Below are 16,250 nucleotides of genomic sequence, written 5' to 3' on the forward strand. Positions count from 1 at the left end.
ATTACTGTGGGAGCGAGCTTGCTCGCGATGACGGTGTGTCAGCCAACATAAATTTGGCTGAGCCACCGCATCGCGAGCAAGCTCGCTCCCACAGGTTTTGCGCCTTCCGAGCGATTCCGCTACACCGCATCCCGAGGCAACATCAAGCCCAACGGCAGCCGCACCCGCGCTTCCAGTCCGCCGCCCACGCGATTGCGCAGCTCGACGTTGCCGCCGTGCATCGAGGCGATGCGCTTGACGATCGCCAGGCCCAGTCCCGTGCCCTTTCCCCCCCGGGCGCGATCGCCTCGGGTGAACGGATTGAAAATGGCCTCCAATTCCGACGGATCGATGCCGGCGCCTCGGTCCATGACGCTCAGCACGACGTAGGGCGCGCTGGTATCGCCCGAAACGTAGGCGGCCACTTCCACACCGGTGCCTGCATGGTTCAGGGCGTTGCCGATCAGGTTGTTCAGCAGGCGCTTCATCGATACGCGACGTAGCGGGAACGGCTGGATCGGCTCCAGGCGCAGGTGGACCTTCTCTTCGTTCTGGTTATAGGGTGCAGCCACCTCCCGAACCAGGTCGCTGAGATCGACTTCTTCCACCGACTCATCACGACCGTCGCGAATGAATGCCAGGAACTGGTCAAGAATCGCGTCCATGTCTTCGATATCACGGACCATTTCATCCGTCAGGTCGGTGTGCTCGCCCATCAGTTCCAGGGAAAGACGCAACCGGGTCAGGGGTGTGCGCAAGTCATGGGAGACCCCTGCAAGCATCAGCTCACGCTCGCGTCCGGCCTGCTCGACATCCTCGGCCATCTGGTTGAAGGCGCGGTACACCTCGGTCATCTCGCTGGGCGTATCGCTGATCGGCAACCGTACACTACGCCCCTGGCCCAATTGCCGGGCGGCGTACACGAGGCGTTTGAGCGGTTGGTTGAGCTGGCTGACGAAGATCCACGCCGAAGCCGTCGAAAGCAGGCCGATCGCCAGGAACCAGCCCAGCACGTTCCAGATCTTCTGGCCCCGCAATGGATGGGGGTACAGCGGAACCTTCAGCCAACCATCCCCAAGGCTTGGAGCGCGCACCCACAATGCCGGCGGCGAGTGCATGCGCAATCGCACCTCGGTGTCGGCGCCCAACTCGGCCTGCATCTGCCGCTGATAGATCTCGCTGTATGGCCAGTGCTGCTCGCCTTCCGGCACGCCGGCTCCGACCACCCGGATCAATGTTGCCGCCTCGGCAATCTTTGCTCGATTGGTTTCGTCGGCCGCCCAGTAGGCCCGCAATGTCAAGGCAACGCCGTGACTGTATTGGCGGTCCACCAGCACGTCTTCGTTCATCAGCAGGTAGACCAACGTCAGCGCCTTGGAAAAAAGCACGACGATGAGCACCAGCCAGAGGGTGCGGGAAAAAAAACTCTGGGGGAACCAAACGGGGGTTTTCATGAATAGCCGCTACACACTTGCAGGAGCGAGCGATGCTCGCACAATGACGGACCGCGAGTCGCCTGGAAAAGACTTCAATCAACCAGGCTTCCCGCTCCTACAAATCGCCGATCACTTGCTGGCGGCGCCATCCGGCACGAATACGTAGCCTACGCCCCAGACGGTCTGGATATAACGCGGCTTGGATGGATCCGGCTCGATCATCCGGCGCAAGCGGGAAATCTGCACGTCGATGGAACGCTCCAGCGCATCCCATTCCCGGCCACGGGCCAGGTTCATCAGCTTGTCTCGGGTCAGCGGCTGGCGAGCGTTCATCACCAGAGCCTTGAGGACCGCGAACTCACCGGTGGTGAGCATGTGTACCTCGTCGCCGCGCTTGAGCTCGCGGGTGGCCAGCGACAGTTCATAGTCGCCGAAGGTGACGCTTTCGTCTTCGCTGCCCGGCGCGCCCGGCACCGGCGCCGACTGGCGACGCAAGACCGCCTTGACCCGCGCCATCAGCTCGTCCGGATTGAACGGCTTGGCCAGGTAATCGTCGGCGCCCAGTTCAAGGCCCTTGATACGGCTCAGCTCGTCGCCCTTGGCGGTCAGCATGATGATCGGGATCTGGTTGTTCGCGCCGCGCAGGCGACGACAGGCGGTCAAGCCGTCTTCACCGGGCAGCATCAGGTCGAGGACGACGAGGTTGAAAACCTCACGGGCCAACAGACGGTCCATTTGCTCCGTGTTCGGTACAGTGCGGGCTCGGTAACCCTTGCTGACGAAAAAGCGCTCCAGCAGGCTGCTCAGCCCTGGATCGTCGTCAACAATCAGAATTTTTTCGCCTTCAGCAGTTTGTGCGGTGCTGCTCATAGGAAGCTCCTTTGATCTCGGCGCGCATTATGGCCTAGCTGCCGTTGTGCGTACCGTGTGCATTGTTAGCAGATTTTTCGCCTATCTCCAGCAATCCGCTGATCAAGCCCACGGGCGCGACGCACCCTAACGGTGGAACGCTGGTTATAATGCGCGGCCTTTGTGCCAGGACAGGGCCGGATCGTTACACCGGCGAAACACTTTTTCCCCTGGCCAGGCAGCATTTTTTTGATTTCACGGGTCAACAGGCAGCCTTTTGACCCAGGCAGCGGCGCACGCCAGGCCGCTCAACCAGTCTCGCCGAGCCCGGCTTCTGCGGTGGCGAGCCTGATTTCACAATTTGTCAGGTGGTTTTATGGACAGCATCAACAGCCGCATCGCCGAGGAACTCGGCGTCCGCCCACAACAGGTCGAAGCGGCCGTCGCGCTACTCGATGAAGGCTCCACGGTCCCTTTCATCGCCCGTTACCGGAAAGAAGTGACAGGCAGCCTCGATGACACTCAATTGCGTCATCTGGAAGAGCGCCTGCGCTACCTGCGTGAACTCGACGAACGGCGCATCAGCATCCTGGCGAGCATCCAGGAGCAGGGCAAGCTGACCCCGCAACTCGAACGCGACATCAAGCTGGCCGACACCAAGACCCGCCTCGAAGACTTGTACCTGCCCTACAAGCAAAAGCGCCGCACCAAGGGCCAGATCGCCCTGGAAGCCGGCCTCGGCGAGCTGGCCGACGGCCTGTTCAACAACCCGACCCTCGCCCCGGAAACCGAAGCCGCGTGTTTTATCGATGCGGAAAAAGGCGTGGCGGACGTAAAGGCCGCGCTGGAAGGCGCCAAGTACATCCTCATGGAGCGTTTCGCTGAAGACGCCAACCTGCTGGAAAAGCTGCGTAACTTCCTCAAGCAGGAGGCGACCCTCAGCGCCCGCGTCATCGCCGGCAAAGAGGAGGAAGGCGCCAAGTTCCGCGACTACTTCGAGCACGACGAACCGCTCAAGAGCATGCCGTCCCACCGTGCCCTGGCGATTTTCCGTGGCCGCAACGAAGGCATTCTCAGCTCCGCGCTGAAGGTCGGCGAAGAACTGCCCGGCACCATGCACCCGTGCGAAGGCATGATCGCCCAGCAATTCGGCATCCAGAACCAGAACCGCGCCGCCGACAAATGGCTGGCCGAGGTGGTGCGCTGGACCTGGAAGGTCAAGCTCTATACCCACCTGGAAACCGACTTGCTCGGTGAGTTGCGCGATAACGCCGAGACCGAGGCGATCAACGTATTCGCCCACAACCTGCACGACCTGCTGTTGGCCGCGCCGGCCGGCCCCCGCGCCACCCTGGGCCTGGACCCGGGCCTGCGCACCGGTTGCAAGGTAGCGGTCGTCGATTCAACCGGTAAGTTGCTGGACCACGCCACGGTCTACCCGCACGTGCCGCACAACAAATGGGACCAGACCCTCGCGGTGCTCGCCGCCCTGTGCGCCAAGCATTCGGTGGACCTGATCGCTATCGGCAACGGCACCGCCAGCCGCGAGACCGACAAGCTGGCAGCGGAACTGATCAAGAAATACCCGGCCATGAAAATGACCAAGGTCATGGTCTCCGAAGCCGGTGCTTCTGTTTATTCGGCGTCGGAACTGGCTTCGAAGGAATTCCCGGACCTGGACGTGTCGATCCGTGGCGCGGTGTCGATCGCCCGTCGCCTGCAGGATCCACTGGCGGAACTGGTGAAGATCGATCCGAAATCCATCGGTGTCGGTCAATACCAGCACGACGTGTCCCAACTGAAACTGGCCCGTGGCCTGGATGCCGTGGTGGAGGATTGCGTGAACGCCGTGGGTGTGGACGTGAACACCGCTTCGGTGGCACTGCTGGCGCGGATTTCCGGCCTGAACGCGACACTCGCGCAGAACATTGTCACCCACCGTGATGAACATGGCGCGTTCAAGACCCGCGCCGCGTTGAAGAAAGTCCCGCGCCTGGGTGAAAAAACCTTCGAACAAGCCGCCGGCTTCCTGCGCGTCATGAACGGCGACAACCCGCTCGACTCCTCGGCGGTCCACCCGGAAGCCTATCCGCTGGTGCAACGCATCGCCGCCCAGACCGACCGCGACATCCGCTCGCTGATCGGCGACGCCGCGTTCCTCAAGCGCCTGGACCCGAAGAAATTCACCGACGAAACCTTCGGCCTGCCCACCGTGACCGACATTCTGCAAGAGCTGGAGAAGCCGGGCCGCGACCCGCGTCCGGAATTCAAGACCGCCGAATTCCAGGAAGGCGTCGAAGACCTCAAGGACTTGCAACCGGGCATGATCCTCGAAGGCGTGGTCACCAACGTGACCAACTTCGGCGCGTTCGTTGATATCGGCGTGCACCAGGACGGCCTGGTACACATCTCGGCACTGTCGGAAAAATTCATCAAGGACCCGCGCGAAGCCGTGAAGGCCGGCGACGTGGTGAAAGTGAAGGTCATGGAAGTCGATATCCCGCGCAAACGCGTTGGCCTGTCGATGCGCATGAGTGACACGCCGGGTGAGAAGGTCGACGGTGCCCGCGGTGCTCGCCCAGGCGCCGCCCCACGCCAGTCGCAGAACACCGCGCCCCGCAAGGAAACCGCCACGGCGGCCCCGGCGAACAACGCCATGGCCTCGCTGTTCGCCAACGCCAAGCAATTGAAGAAACGCTGATGGACGCGCCAGCCGGGTTGGTGGAGAGCGCGTTTTTCAAGCTGCTCGGCTGCCGTTTGCACAGCCTTGGGGACGGGGTGGCGCAAGTCACCCTGGATCTGGCCCCCGAGTTGCGGAATCGCGGCGGCAAGCTGCACGGTGGCGCGCTGTTCAGCCTGGTGGACATCGCCATGGGCCTGGCCTGCTCCAGTGTCCATGGCTTCGACCAGCAGTCTGCGACCATCGAATGCAAGATCAACTACATCCGCGCCGTGTCCGACGGCGAGGTGTTGTGCACCGCCCGGGTCATCCACCCGGGCCGGCGCACATTGGTGGTCGAGGCCGATGTGATGCAAGGCGACAAGCTGGTCGCAAAAGCGCAAGGCACGTTCGCTGTCCTATAGCTCCTGGTCATCGATTTGAGTTAATTTCGACGCCACGAATGCGGTGTCGGGCTTTCCTGTGGGAGCGAGCTTGCTCGCGATGGCGATGGACCTGTCACATTTAGTTGACTGATATACCGCTATCGCGAGCAAGCTCGCTCCCACGAGGGACGGCGGCGATCTTCTTTGACCGTATGTAAACCAGGCGAAAACGCCAGTTTTAACTTCACCCTTGTAGACCGTCTTGCCCACCCCCATATTGGGGCGACTGACGCGTGAAGGAATTCAACTTGAGCGACCTTTTAAACCGCCGCCTGGCCCTGCTCGGCGAGCGCGCCAACCTCTCCCTGCTCGAGCAGTGCCTGCACGGTATCGAACGTGAATGCCTGCGTGTCACCGACAACGGGCGCCTGGCGCAGACGCCGCACCCGCAAGCCCTGGGCTCGGCGCTGACCAACGAACAGATCACCACCGACTATTCCGAGTCGCTGCTGGAATTCATCACGCCGGCCCTGGCCAACCCGGCTGATACCCTGCGCAGCCTCGACAGGATCCACCGGTTTGTCTACAGCAAGCTCGGCGACGAATACCTGTGGAGCCCTTCGATGCCGTGTCCGCTGCCGGCTGAGGAGGAGATTCCGATCGCCTATTACGGCACCTCGAACATCGGTCGGCTCAAGTATGTCTATCGCAAGGGTCTGGCCCTGCGTTACGGCAAGACCATGCAATGCATCGCCGGGATCCACTACAACTTTTCCCTGCCGGAAAAGCTCTGGCCCCTGCTGCGCCAGGACGAAGCCAGCGATCTGAGCGACCGGGATTTCCAGTCGTCGGCCTATATCGCCCTGATCCGCAATTTCCGGCGCTACAGCTGGCTATTGATGTACCTGTTCGGCGCCTCGCCGGCCCTCGACGCCGGTTTCCTGCGTGGCCGACCGCATCAGCTGGAACAATTGGACCCGGACACCTTGTACCTGCCCTATGCCACCAGCCTGCGCATGAGCGACCTGGGTTACCAGAGCAACGCCCAGGCCGGCCTGACGCCTTGCTACAACGACCTGGCAAGCTACACCGATAGCCTGCGCAAGGCTGTGGCAACGCCGTATGCGCCGTATGTCGAGATTGGCACTCACCAGAACGGCGAATGGGTGCAGCTCAACACCAACATCCTGCAGATCGAAAACGAGTACTACTCCAACATCCGCCCCAAGCGCGTGACCTACACCGGGGAGCGACCGATCCAGGCGCTGATGGCCCGTGGCATCCAGTACGTCGAAGTACGTTGCCTGGACATCAACCCGTTCTTGCCGATGGGCATCGACCTGACCGAATCGCGGTTCCTCGATGCGTTCCTCTTGTATTGCGGCCTCGACGACAGCCCGCAATTGGAAAACAACGAGTGCAGCAACGCCACCAGCAACTTCCTGACGGTGGTCAAGGAAGGCCGCAAGCCAGGCCTGCAATTGCAGCGCCAGGGTGAATCGGTGGACATGCAAGCCTGGGCCCTGGAATTGCTGGACAAGATCGCCCCGCTGGCGGCACTGCTCGACCAAAGCCAAGGTGGTGATGACCACCGCCAGGCGCTGGACGCCCAACTGGCAAAAGTCCGCGACCCATCCCTCACGCCATCCGCCCGGGTACTGGCGGCCATGGCCGAACACAAGGAAAGCTTCGCCCAGTTCTCCCTGCGCCAGAGCAAGGCCCACGCCGAGTTTTTCCGCGCAGAGCCACTGTCGGCCGATGAAATAATTGCCTTCGAGGAAAATGCTCGGCGATCCCTGGTCCAGCAAACCGAGTTGGAGCAGAACGAAGTGGGTGATTTCGACGTGTTCGTGGGGTCGTACCAGGCGAGCATTCTAGCGATCAGTAACTGATTCGCCGCTGGCAAGAACACTCTGTGGCGAGGGAGCTTGCTTCCTTGCCACAGGGGTTTCGTGGCTTCTCGATAGACTTTTTCGCAGATAAGCTAATGCGAAAAAGTTATTTATTTTAGAGTTATTAGATCATTTAGTCTCCTCCAACGCCGACTCTCCGGCGGCTTGTTGAGGAGCTTTACCATGTCTTTGAGTTTCCCCCTTCGCCTTCTCGCAGCCGCCTCCCTGGCCGCGGCGAGTTTTTTCGCACAGGCAACCGACCTGACCGTCGCCTACCAGACCACCGTGGACCCGGCGAAAGTGGCCCAAGCCGATGGAGCGTATGAAAAAGCCACCCAGGCCAAGATCGCCTGGCGCAAGTTCGACAACGGCGCCGATATCATCGCCGCCATCGCCTCGGGCGATGTGCAGATAGGCTACCTCGGCTCCAGCCCGCTGACCGCCGCGATCACTCGTAAGGTGCCAGTAGAAACATTCCTCATCGCGACGCAGATCGGCGCCGCCGAAGCCTTGGTGGCCCGTGACGGCTCCGGCATCAAGACCCCGCAAGACCTGATCGGCAAGAAGATCGCCGTGCCGTTTGTTTCCACCGGCCATTACAGCCTGCTCGCCGCGCTGAAACACTGGAATATCGACCCATCGAAAGTCACCGTGCTCAACCTCGCCCCACCGGCCATCATCGCGGCGTGGAAACGCGGCGACATCGACGCCACCTACGTCTGGGACCCAGCCCTGGGCGTGGCCAAGGAAAACGGCAAGGTGCTGATTACCTCTGCGGAACTGGCGCAATTTGGCGCACCGACCTTCGACGCATGGATCGTGCGCAAGGACTTCGCCCAGCAGCACCCTGAAATCGTCACGGCTTTCGCAAAAGTCACCCTGGATGCCTACGCCCAATACCGCAAGGACCCACAAGCCTGGCTGGCCGATGCGTCCAACATCGACAAGCTGGTGAAGCTATCCGGGGCCAAGGCCAGCGATATCCCGCTGTTGTTGCAAGGCAACGTATTCCCCCTGGCCGCAGACCAGGTGCTGAGCCTCGGCGCCCCAACCACCCAGGCGATAACCAACACCGCCGCGTTCCTCAAGGAGCAAGGCAAGGTCGAAGCCGTACTGCCGGATTACGCACCGTACGTCAGCGCCAAATACATCACTCGCTGATCAAAAAGGAGACACCGAGATGGCCTTGCTACAGCTGGAGCGCATCAGCGCACAGTACCCCGGCGCCACGAAACCGGTACTGGCGGATATTTCGTTGACCCTGGGTCCACAGCAGTTGCTGGTCGCCCTCGGGCCATCCGGCAGTGGCAAGACGTCGTTGCTGAACCTGATTGCCGGGTTCGTCGAGCCCAGCGCCGGGCAAATCACCTTGGACGGCGTGCCAGTGTCAGGCCCGGGCGCCGAACGTGGCGTGGTGTTCCAGGACGATGCGTTGCTGCCTTGGCAGGACGTGCTGGCAAACGTCGGGTTTGGCCTGGAACTGGCCGGGGTCGCGAGAGAAAAACGCGAGGCTCGCGCCCGGGAAATGCTTGCCTTGGTGGACCTGGCCGGGTTCGAAAAGCGTCGCGTCTGGCAGCTGTCTGGCGGTCAGAAGCAACGCGTCGGCCTGGCCCGCGCGCTGGCGGCCGATCCACGGGTACTGTTGATGGACGAACCGTTCGGAGCCCTGGACGCCTTCACCCGCGAGCAGATGCAGGAACTGCTGCTGCAGGTCTGGCAGCGCACCGCCAAACCGGTGTTCCTGATTACCCACGACATCGAAGAAGCCGTGTTCCTGGCGACCGATCTGATTTTGCTGGCGCCCGATCCCGGGCGGATCGTCGAGCGGCTGAGCCTGGATTTCGGCCACCGCTACGGCGCTGGCGAATCGGCCCGGTCGATCAAGTCCGATCCACGCTTCATCGAGACCCGCGAGCACGTGCTCGCCAGAGTGTTTTCCCAACGCAGCGCCACTCGACAACAGGAGCGCGCATGAGCAGCTATGAAATTCCAGCCGTGTCCGGCGATGCCGTGAATTCGCACGCGGCCGCACCCGCTCGACGCAGGCTGAGCACACGCTGGATCAGCGGCCTGACATTGGTGGTGTTGCTGTTTCTCTGGTGGGCGATCACCGCCACCGGGCTGATCGAACCGCTGTTCCTGCCGCCGCCCTCCGCCGTGCTGCAGAAGTGTTGGCTGCTGGCAACCAGCGGCTACATGGACTCGACACTCTGGCAACACCTGGGCGCAAGCCTCGGCCGGATTGGCCTGGGCCTGTTGTTCGCGGTGCTGACAGCGGTGCCGGTGGGCATCGCCATCGGCGCCAATCGTATTGCCCGTGGCGTGCTCGATCCGCTGATCGAGTTCTATCGGCCGATCCCTCCCCTGGCTTACTTGCCGCTGATCGTGATCTGGTGCGGCATCGGCGAGCTGTCGAAAGTCCTGCTGATCTACCTGGCGATCTTCGCCCCGATCGCCATCGCTACGGCCACCGGCGTGCGCACCGTCGACCCGGCCAGATTGCGCGCCGCGCAGTCCCTGGGCGCCTCGCGGACGCAATTGATTCGTCATGTGATCGTACCCAGCGCCTTGCCCGACATTCTTACCGGCATTCGCATCGGCCTGGGCGTGGGGTGGTCGACGCTGGTCGCCGCTGAACTGATCGCAGCCACAAGCGGCCTGGGATTCATGGTGCAGTCGGCGGCGCAATTCCTGGTCACCGATGTCGTGGTTCTGGGAATCCTGGTGATCGCAGTGATCGCCTTCGCCATGGAGATGGGCCTGCGCGCCCTGCAACGCAAACTGGTGCCATGGCACGGCCAGGCTCACTGATACGCAATGACCACGCCGACCATTCGGCGCCCATCCGAGAGAATCAAAATGAGCCGCCCGACCATTACCCCTTTAAGCATTGCCCTCGGCGCGCAGATCAACGGGATCGATATCAGCCAACCGCTGAGTCCGCAAGACCGGGATTTCGTCGAGCAGGCATTGCTGGAACATCAGGTACTGTTTTTCCGCGACCAGCCGATCGAACCACCGCAACAGGCACGTTTCGCGGCGTATTTCGGTGACCTGCACATCCATCCGATCTACCCCAACATACCGGAGCAGCCTGAAGTGCTGGTGCTCGACACCGCCGTCACCGACGTTCGCGATAACGCGGTGTGGCACACCGACGTGACCTTCTTGCCGACACCCGCCCTGGGCGCGGTGCTCAGCGCCAAGCTGCTGCCGGCGTTTGGCGGCGACACGTTGTGGGCCAGCGGCATTGCAGCCTACGAAGCGTTGTCGGCGCCGTTGAAAAGTTTGCTGGAAGGTCTGACAGCGACCCACGATTTCACCCGTTCATTTCCGCTGGAGCGCTTCGGCAACTCGCCTGAAGACCTGGTGCGTTGGGAGGAAGCTCGGCGCAAGAACCCGCCGTTGTCCCATCCAGTAATACGTACTCATCCAGTGAGTGGCCGCCGCTCGCTGTTCGTCAACGAAGGCTTTACCACCCGAATCAACGAGCTATCGGAAACCGAAAGCGAGGCGATCCTGAAACTGCTGTTCGCCCACGCCACCCGACCGGAGTTCACCGTTCGTTGGCGCTGGCAGGCCAACGACGTGGCGTTCTGGGATAACCGCGTGACCCAGCATTTCGCCGTGGACGACTACCGTCCCGCCCGGCGCGTGATGCACCGGGCGACGGTGTTGGGGGATGTGCCGTTTTTCAGGTGAGTGCCTTGCCCGAATGGTTTTCCGGGGTAACGCATATCCCCGTGGCGAGGGAGCTTGCTCCCGCTCGACTGCGCAGCAGTCGCAAAACCTGTCCCACTGCTTTTCCTGACACGCAGCGTTGAATGGGTTTGGGGCCGCTTCGCGGCCCAGCGGGAGCAAGCTCCCTCGCCACAGGGGTGTTCGGTGTTACTCCGCCGTCGAAGGCTTCTCCCACAGGTTAATCCCACCCTCCTGGGCAAACCGGTCGATCTCGGCCAGTTCTTCGGCGCTGAAGTTGAGGTTCTGCAACGCCCCGACGTTCTCGACGATCTGCTCCGGCCGGCTCGCGCCGATCAGGGCCGAGGTGACACGTGGGTCGCGCAGCGTCCAGGCCAGGGCCATTTGAGCCAGGCTTTGGCCGCGACGCTGGGCGATTTCGTTGAGGGCGCGGACGTGGGCGATATTTTCATCCGACAGATGCGACGCTTGCAACGAGCCACCGCCCGGACGATTCACCCGCGCATCGGCCGGAATGCCCTTGAGATACTTGTCGGTCAGCAGTCCCTGGGCCAGCGGCGTGAAAGCGATGACGCCCGTGCCGAGTTCCTCGGTAGCGTCCAGCAGGTCTTTTTCCACCCAGCGATTGAGCAGGTTGTAGGCCGGCTGGTGGATCAGCAGCGGGACTTTCCATTCCTTGAGCAGCGCGGCCATTTCCCGGGTCTTCACGCCCGAATACGAAGAGATGCCTATGTACAAAGCCTTGCCCTGTTGAACGGCTGTGGCGAGGGCGCTGGCTGTTTCCTCCAGTGGCGTGTCGGGATCGAAACGGTGGGAGTAGAAAATGTCCACGTAATCCACGCCCAAGCGTTGCAGGCTCTGGTCGAGGCTGGCGAGCACGTATTTGCGCGAACCGCCGCCCTGTCCATAAGGGCCGGGCCACATGTCCCAGCCGGCCTTGCTGGAGATGATCAGTTCATCGCGGTACTGCTTGAAATCTTCACGCAACAGCCGACCGAAATTGATTTCGGCGCTGCCGTAGGGCGGGCCGTAGTTGTTGGCGAGGTCGAAATGGTTGATGCCCAGGTCGAATGCCGTGCGCAGCAAGGCTCGCTGAGTATCGATCGGCGTACTGTCGCCGAAGTTGTGCCACAAGCCGAGTGACAGGGCCGGAAGCACCAGCCCGCTGCGCCCGACGCGGCGATAGGGAATGGACTCGTAGCGGTTTTGCGCAGCGGTGTAGGTCATCGAAAAGGCTCTCTGTGCGAACGGCGAGTGGCAGAAGCTAACATTTCACAGACGCATCGGTCAGGCCGAAAGTTCGCATGGCAGGTGTGGAGCGAGCTTGCTCCGGGCGGCGATCCGACGATAGCGGTGGATCTGCCAACAAATCATCGACAGGTATGGCCTCATCGCGAGCAAGCTCGCTCCCACAGAGACCCGATAGCCTAGCCTTAACGCGCCTGCGCAAACACCTGGGCCACCCAATCCACGAACACTCGCACCCGTGGCGACATGTGTCGGTTGTGCGGATAGAGCACCGACACTGGCATGGAAGGTGGTGGAGTCGCGGCGAGGACTTCCTGGATCAGACCCTGCCGGATCGGCTCCTCCATCCGGTAATGCGGGCATTGGATCAGGCCCATCCCGGCGATGGCCGACGCGGCGTAGATTTCCGCGCCGGACACTGACAACGTGCCCCCGATCGGCACTTCCTTGAGTTCGCCCTCGACCATGAACTCGAACGGATACAGCTTGCCGGTACTGCGCGAGACGTAATTCACCGCTTTGTGATGTTTCAGATCCGCGAGGCTTTTCGGCTCACCGTGCCGGCGAAGGTAAGCAGGACTGGCGCAAGTGATCTGCCGAAGATTGGCGACGCGCCGGCCAATCAATGACGAATCCGCCAACGTGCCGGAACGCACGACGCAATCAACGCCTTCGGCAATCAGGTCGACGAAACGATCCGCCTCGCTGATGAACAATTCTATTTCGGGGTAGCGAGCCATGAATTGCGGCAGCGCCGGGATCACGAAATATCGCGCCTGGGTTCCGTGTAGGTCCACCCTCAGCTTGCCTTTGGGCGCCACGCCGCGAAACGCCAGTTCGGCTTCCTCCAGCTCGGCCAGCAACTGCACGCATCGCGGGTAATAGGCTTCGCCATCAAGGGTCGGGCGTACCTTGCGGGTGCTGCGCTCCAGCAAACGCACCCCCAACCAGGCCTCGAACTGATTGAGCGTGTGGGTCAGCGTCGCCCGGGGCATGCTCAAATCTTCAGCGGCCAGGGTGAAACTGCTGCGCTCGTATATGCGGACAAATACCCGCATGGCCTTGACCTGATCCATCGGAATCCTGCGCCCTGATTGTTGAGAGATATTGAACAGTCAAGGCAACTTTCTTGCATTTATCGCCAAGAGTAAACATGTGAATCTGGCTTCAACCTACCACGACATCTCAGGGGATTCTTGCCATGACTGTTCCAAACTCCAAAGTTGCCATTGTCACCGGCGCCTCGCGCGGCATCGGTGCTGAGATTGCCAAGCAACTGGCCACTGACGGTTTCGCCGTCGCCGTCAACTTCGCCAGCAGTGCCACCGAAGCCTCCAGGCTGGTCGTGCAGTTGCGCCAGGCCGGTCACCAGGCCATAGCGGTGAAGGCCGACGTGTCGGTTGCCGCCGATGTCAGCCGGATGTTCGATGAAGTCGAAGCACAGCTGGGCAAGGTCGATGTGTTGATCAACAACGCAGGCATCCTCCAGGTCATGCCCTTGGCACAGCACAGCGATGAGCTGTTCGACCGCACGTTTGCAATCAATACCCGGGGCACGTTCAACACCTTGCGCGAAGCCGCGACCCGGCTGAACGACGGCGGCCGAATCGTGAATTTTTCCAGCAGCACCGTGGGCCTGAACCTGCCTGGCTATTCGGTGTACATCGCCAGCAAGGCCGCGGTGGAGTCGCTGACCCAGGTGTTTGCCAAGGAACTGCGCGGCCGCCAGATCACGGTCAATGCCGTGGCCCCGGGGCCGGTCGCCACCGAGCTGTTCATGCACGGCAAAAGCGAAGAGCAGGTGCAGCACTACGCGAAGATGCCGCCCTTGGAGCGCCTCGGCCAGCCGGAAGACATTGCCAGCATCGTGTCTTTCCTGGTCAGCCCGGCTGCCGGCTGGGTGAACGGGCAGATCCTGCGGGCCAATGGTGGGCTGGTCTGAGGCTGCGATCTGAACCCCAAGTCAAACCACTTTCGTCGGATCGCCGCCCGGAGCAAGCTCGCTCCCACAAGGGAATCCTTGACCTGTGGGAGCGAGCCTGCTCGCGATGGGGCCGGTGGTGCCAGACCCTAAGCTCGTTGACGCCGTCCTTGGGCTTAGCTCAGCGCACCAGATGCAAGAACTGCATGTGCCGCTCGTACTGATCGAGGATGTCGTTGATGACCTGCTCCTTGGAGTAGCCCACCAGGTCGTAATCCTGGCTGCCTTCGCTCAGGTGTACCTCGGCACGGTAGTAACGCCGGTTGTTGATTTGCTTGGAGCCCATGCCGCCCCGGGCGAAGGACGGCGTGAAGTAGCCGCGCATCTGCACCTGGTAGATGAACGGATGCTGCTCGCCGTGGCCGATCTCCAGGCTGACGCTGTCGTTGGCCGGGTCTGGCTGGGTCATCACCGCCAGGCCTTTTTCAGCGAACACCGCTTTCACTTCTTCAATGGCAGGGCGCACCGTGGTGTCCAGGAAACGGTACACCTCGTCCCGGGAAGGGAAATGCACCGCCTGGCTCAGACGCTGGCGCCAGCCGCCCGTGCCCCGGCGAGATCCCGCCACCGGCGCGAGGGAATGCAATTGCGCAATCTGCTTCTGGGATTCGAGATAGAACGCTTTGTGCAGCCCCCACATCATCAGCAAAAGAATCATGGAGAACGGCAACGACGTCAGCACCACCGCTGACTTGAGCGCATCGATACTGCCGGAGAACAGCAAGGCACTGGTCACCAGGGCGGTCATCGCTCCCCAGAACACACGCAGCCATTTCGGCCCGTCTTCATCGGGGCTGCCACCCTTGGCAGACAACGTCGAAAGCACCACGGTGCCTGAATCGGCGGACGTGACAAAAAACACGAAGCTGATAAACACCGTGACCGCGATCACCGTCTTGCTCCACGGATAGGTTTCCAGCAGCAGATAAAGGCTCATCGACGGGTTTTCCAGGGCGGACATGCCCAAGGCACTCATGCCATGGTTCAGTACCTGGTCGAGGGCACTGTTGCCGAAGATCGACATCCACGCCAGGGTGAAACCCAGTGGAATCAAAAGCACGCCAAACACGAATTCGCGGATCGTACGGCCACGGGAAATCCGTGCGATAAACAGCCCCACGAACGGCGACCAGGCGATCCACCACGCCCAGTAGAAAACGGTCCAGCCGCCCAGCCAGTCACTGGGCTCGTTGTAGGCGTACAGGTCGAAACTTTTCATCGGCAGCGCGCCGAGGTAGTCCCCCAAATTCTGAATCAGCGTGTTGAGCAGGTGCTGCGTCGGCCCGGCAAACAGCACGAACAGCAACAGCGCGCAGGCCAGCAGCATGTTGATGTCGGACATGACCCGCACACCTTTATCGACACCCGCCACGGCGACGATGATTGCCGCCCCCATCATCAGTACGATCAGGCCAACCTGGATCCACTGCGTGTGGGCGATGCCGAACAGGTAATCCAGCCCGGAATTGAGGTGCAGCACTCCAAACCCCATGTCCGCGCCCAGGCCGAACACGGTCGCGATGATGCCGAAGCCGTCCACTGCATAACCGATCGGGCCATTGATGCGCTTGCCGATCAGCGGGTACAACGCCGACCGCAAGGCCAACGGCAAATTGTGCCGGTAGGCGAAGTACGCCAGGGCCATGCCGACGAATGCAAAGACGCCCCAGCCGTGCAAGCCCCAGTGCAGGAAAAGGATCTGCATGGCCTGGCGCGCCGCATCGGCGGTGCCGGCCTCCCCTTGGGGGGGCTGGACCAGATGGGTCAGCGGCTCCGAAACGCAAAAGAAGAACAACGTGATGCTGATCCCGGCGGCGAACAGCATGCCGGCCCAGGACAGGTAACTGAACTCGGGTTCGTCGTGGTCGGCTCCGAGCTTGATCTTGCCGTAGCCGGACAATGCAGTGACTACCACGAAAATCAGATACAGGGTCATCGCCAGCAAGTAATACCAACCGACCGTGTTGGCCGCCCAGTTCTGGGCCGCCAGAAGCCACGCGCCGGCCTGCTTGGGCAGCGTGATGACAACCAGGCCGAACAGCAGGATGAAGGTCGCCGAGAAATAAAACACTGGCGGATTCATGCGGACCAGGCCGCTGGGTGGGAGGGACGAAGTGCTCA

Annotated in this window: 13 protein-coding genes; 8 read left to right on the top strand and 5 right to left on the bottom strand. The window is 61.7% G+C overall.

Going from position 1 to position 16,250, the window contains the following annotated elements:
• Positions 1-119: 119 nt before the first annotated feature.
• Both M1D68_RS24040 and ompR read right to left on the bottom strand, forming a co-directional pair.
• Positions 120-1,433, bottom strand: coding sequence for an ATP-binding protein (locus tag M1D68_RS24040; RefSeq protein ID WP_039592640.1), 1,314 nt, complete (start codon positions 1,431-1,433; stop codon positions 120-122).
• A gap of 111 nt (positions 1,434-1,544) precedes the next feature.
• Positions 1,545-2,285, bottom strand: a complete 741-nt coding sequence (ompR, locus tag M1D68_RS24045; RefSeq protein ID WP_003196691.1) for an osmolarity response regulator transcription factor OmpR — start codon at positions 2,283-2,285, stop codon at positions 1,545-1,547.
• A gap of 355 nt (positions 2,286-2,640) precedes the next feature.
• Between ompR and M1D68_RS24050 the strand changes: the two genes are divergently transcribed.
• From M1D68_RS24050 to tauD, 7 genes are all read left to right on the top strand, one after another.
• Positions 2,641-4,965, top strand: coding sequence for a Tex family protein (locus tag M1D68_RS24050; RefSeq protein WP_457968628.1), 2,325 nt, complete (start codon positions 2,641-2,643; stop codon positions 4,963-4,965).
• Positions 4,965-5,348, top strand: a complete 384-nt coding sequence (locus tag M1D68_RS24055) for a PaaI family thioesterase (protein ID WP_420766434.1) — start codon at positions 4,965-4,967, stop codon at positions 5,346-5,348. Before M1D68_RS24050 ends, M1D68_RS24055 begins: the two co-directional genes overlap by 1 nt.
• Before the next feature lie 269 nt (positions 5,349-5,617).
• Complete coding sequence (gene gshA / locus M1D68_RS24060) at positions 5,618-7,201, top strand: glutamate--cysteine ligase (protein ID WP_420766435.1); 1,584 nt, start codon at positions 5,618-5,620, stop codon at positions 7,199-7,201.
• A gap of 183 nt (positions 7,202-7,384) precedes the next feature.
• Positions 7,385-8,362: a taurine ABC transporter substrate-binding protein gene (gene tauA / locus M1D68_RS24065; RefSeq protein ID WP_420766436.1), complete on the top strand. Its 978-nt coding sequence runs from the start codon at positions 7,385-7,387 to the stop codon at positions 8,360-8,362.
• 19 nt (positions 8,363-8,381) lie between these two features.
• Complete coding sequence (gene tauB / locus M1D68_RS24070) at positions 8,382-9,176, top strand: taurine ABC transporter ATP-binding subunit (protein WP_434608368.1); 795 nt, start codon at positions 8,382-8,384, stop codon at positions 9,174-9,176.
• Positions 9,173-10,012, top strand: a complete 840-nt coding sequence (gene tauC, locus M1D68_RS24075; RefSeq protein WP_457968631.1) for a taurine ABC transporter permease TauC — start codon at positions 9,173-9,175, stop codon at positions 10,010-10,012. The genes tauB and tauC overlap by 4 nt, the downstream gene beginning before the upstream one ends.
• A 48-nt stretch (positions 10,013-10,060) precedes the next feature.
• Positions 10,061-10,903, top strand: coding sequence for a taurine dioxygenase (gene tauD / locus M1D68_RS24080; protein ID WP_420766439.1), 843 nt, complete (start codon positions 10,061-10,063; stop codon positions 10,901-10,903).
• Between the two features lie 186 nt (positions 10,904-11,089).
• Here the strand turns inward: tauD and mgrA are convergent, their stop codons facing one another.
• Complete coding sequence (gene mgrA, locus M1D68_RS24085; protein WP_434561220.1) at positions 11,090-12,127, bottom strand: L-glyceraldehyde 3-phosphate reductase; 1,038 nt, start codon at positions 12,125-12,127, stop codon at positions 11,090-11,092.
• A gap of 206 nt (positions 12,128-12,333) precedes the next feature.
• Positions 12,334-13,224, bottom strand: a complete 891-nt coding sequence (locus M1D68_RS24090) for a LysR family transcriptional regulator (protein ID WP_434561222.1) — start codon at positions 13,222-13,224, stop codon at positions 12,334-12,336.
• A 125-nt stretch (positions 13,225-13,349) separates the two neighbouring features.
• On the opposite strand from M1D68_RS24090, the gene M1D68_RS24095 reads away from it, so the two are divergent.
• The gene (locus M1D68_RS24095; RefSeq protein WP_457968634.1) at positions 13,350-14,090 is read left to right on the top strand and encodes an SDR family oxidoreductase; all 741 of its coding nucleotides are present in this window, start codon (positions 13,350-13,352) and stop codon (positions 14,088-14,090) included.
• Positions 14,091-14,250: 160 nt separating this feature from the next.
• Here M1D68_RS24095 and betT read toward each other — a convergent pair whose 3' ends face one another.
• Entirely contained in the window at positions 14,251-16,212 is a 1,962-nt protein-coding gene (betT, locus tag M1D68_RS24100; RefSeq protein ID WP_457970795.1) for a choline transporter BetT, read from the bottom strand.
• Between the last annotated feature and the right edge of the window lie 38 nt (positions 16,213-16,250).

Source organism: Pseudomonas sp. R4-84, from assembly GCF_054130985.1.

Coding starts and splice junctions, on each gene's coding strand:
- M1D68_RS24055 (WP_420766434.1), top strand. CDS start 4,965: ATGGACGCGCCAGCCGGGTTGGTGGAGAGCGCGTTTTTCAAGCTGCTC.
- M1D68_RS24050 (WP_457968628.1), top strand. CDS start 2,641: ATGGACAGCATCAACAGCCGCATCGCCGAGGAACTCGGCGTCCGCCCA.
- M1D68_RS24040 (WP_039592640.1), bottom strand. CDS start 1,433: ATGAAAACCCCCGTTTGGTTCCCCCAGAGTTTTTTTTCCCGCACCCTC.
- ompR (WP_003196691.1), bottom strand. CDS start 2,285: ATGAGCAGCACCGCACAAACTGCTGAAGGCGAAAAAATTCTGATTGTT.
- betT (WP_457970795.1), bottom strand. CDS start 16,212: ATGAATCCGCCAGTGTTTTATTTCTCGGCGACCTTCATCCTGCTGTTC.
- M1D68_RS24090 (WP_434561222.1), bottom strand. CDS start 13,224: ATGGATCAGGTCAAGGCCATGCGGGTATTTGTCCGCATATACGAGCGC.
- tauB (WP_434608368.1), top strand. CDS start 8,382: ATGGCCTTGCTACAGCTGGAGCGCATCAGCGCACAGTACCCCGGCGCC.
- tauC (WP_457968631.1), top strand. CDS start 9,173: ATGAGCAGCTATGAAATTCCAGCCGTGTCCGGCGATGCCGTGAATTCG.
- mgrA (WP_434561220.1), bottom strand. CDS start 12,127: ATGACCTACACCGCTGCGCAAAACCGCTACGAGTCCATTCCCTATCGC.
- tauA (WP_420766436.1), top strand. CDS start 7,385: ATGTCTTTGAGTTTCCCCCTTCGCCTTCTCGCAGCCGCCTCCCTGGCC.
- tauD (WP_420766439.1), top strand. CDS start 10,061: ATGAGCCGCCCGACCATTACCCCTTTAAGCATTGCCCTCGGCGCGCAG.
- M1D68_RS24095 (WP_457968634.1), top strand. CDS start 13,350: ATGACTGTTCCAAACTCCAAAGTTGCCATTGTCACCGGCGCCTCGCGC.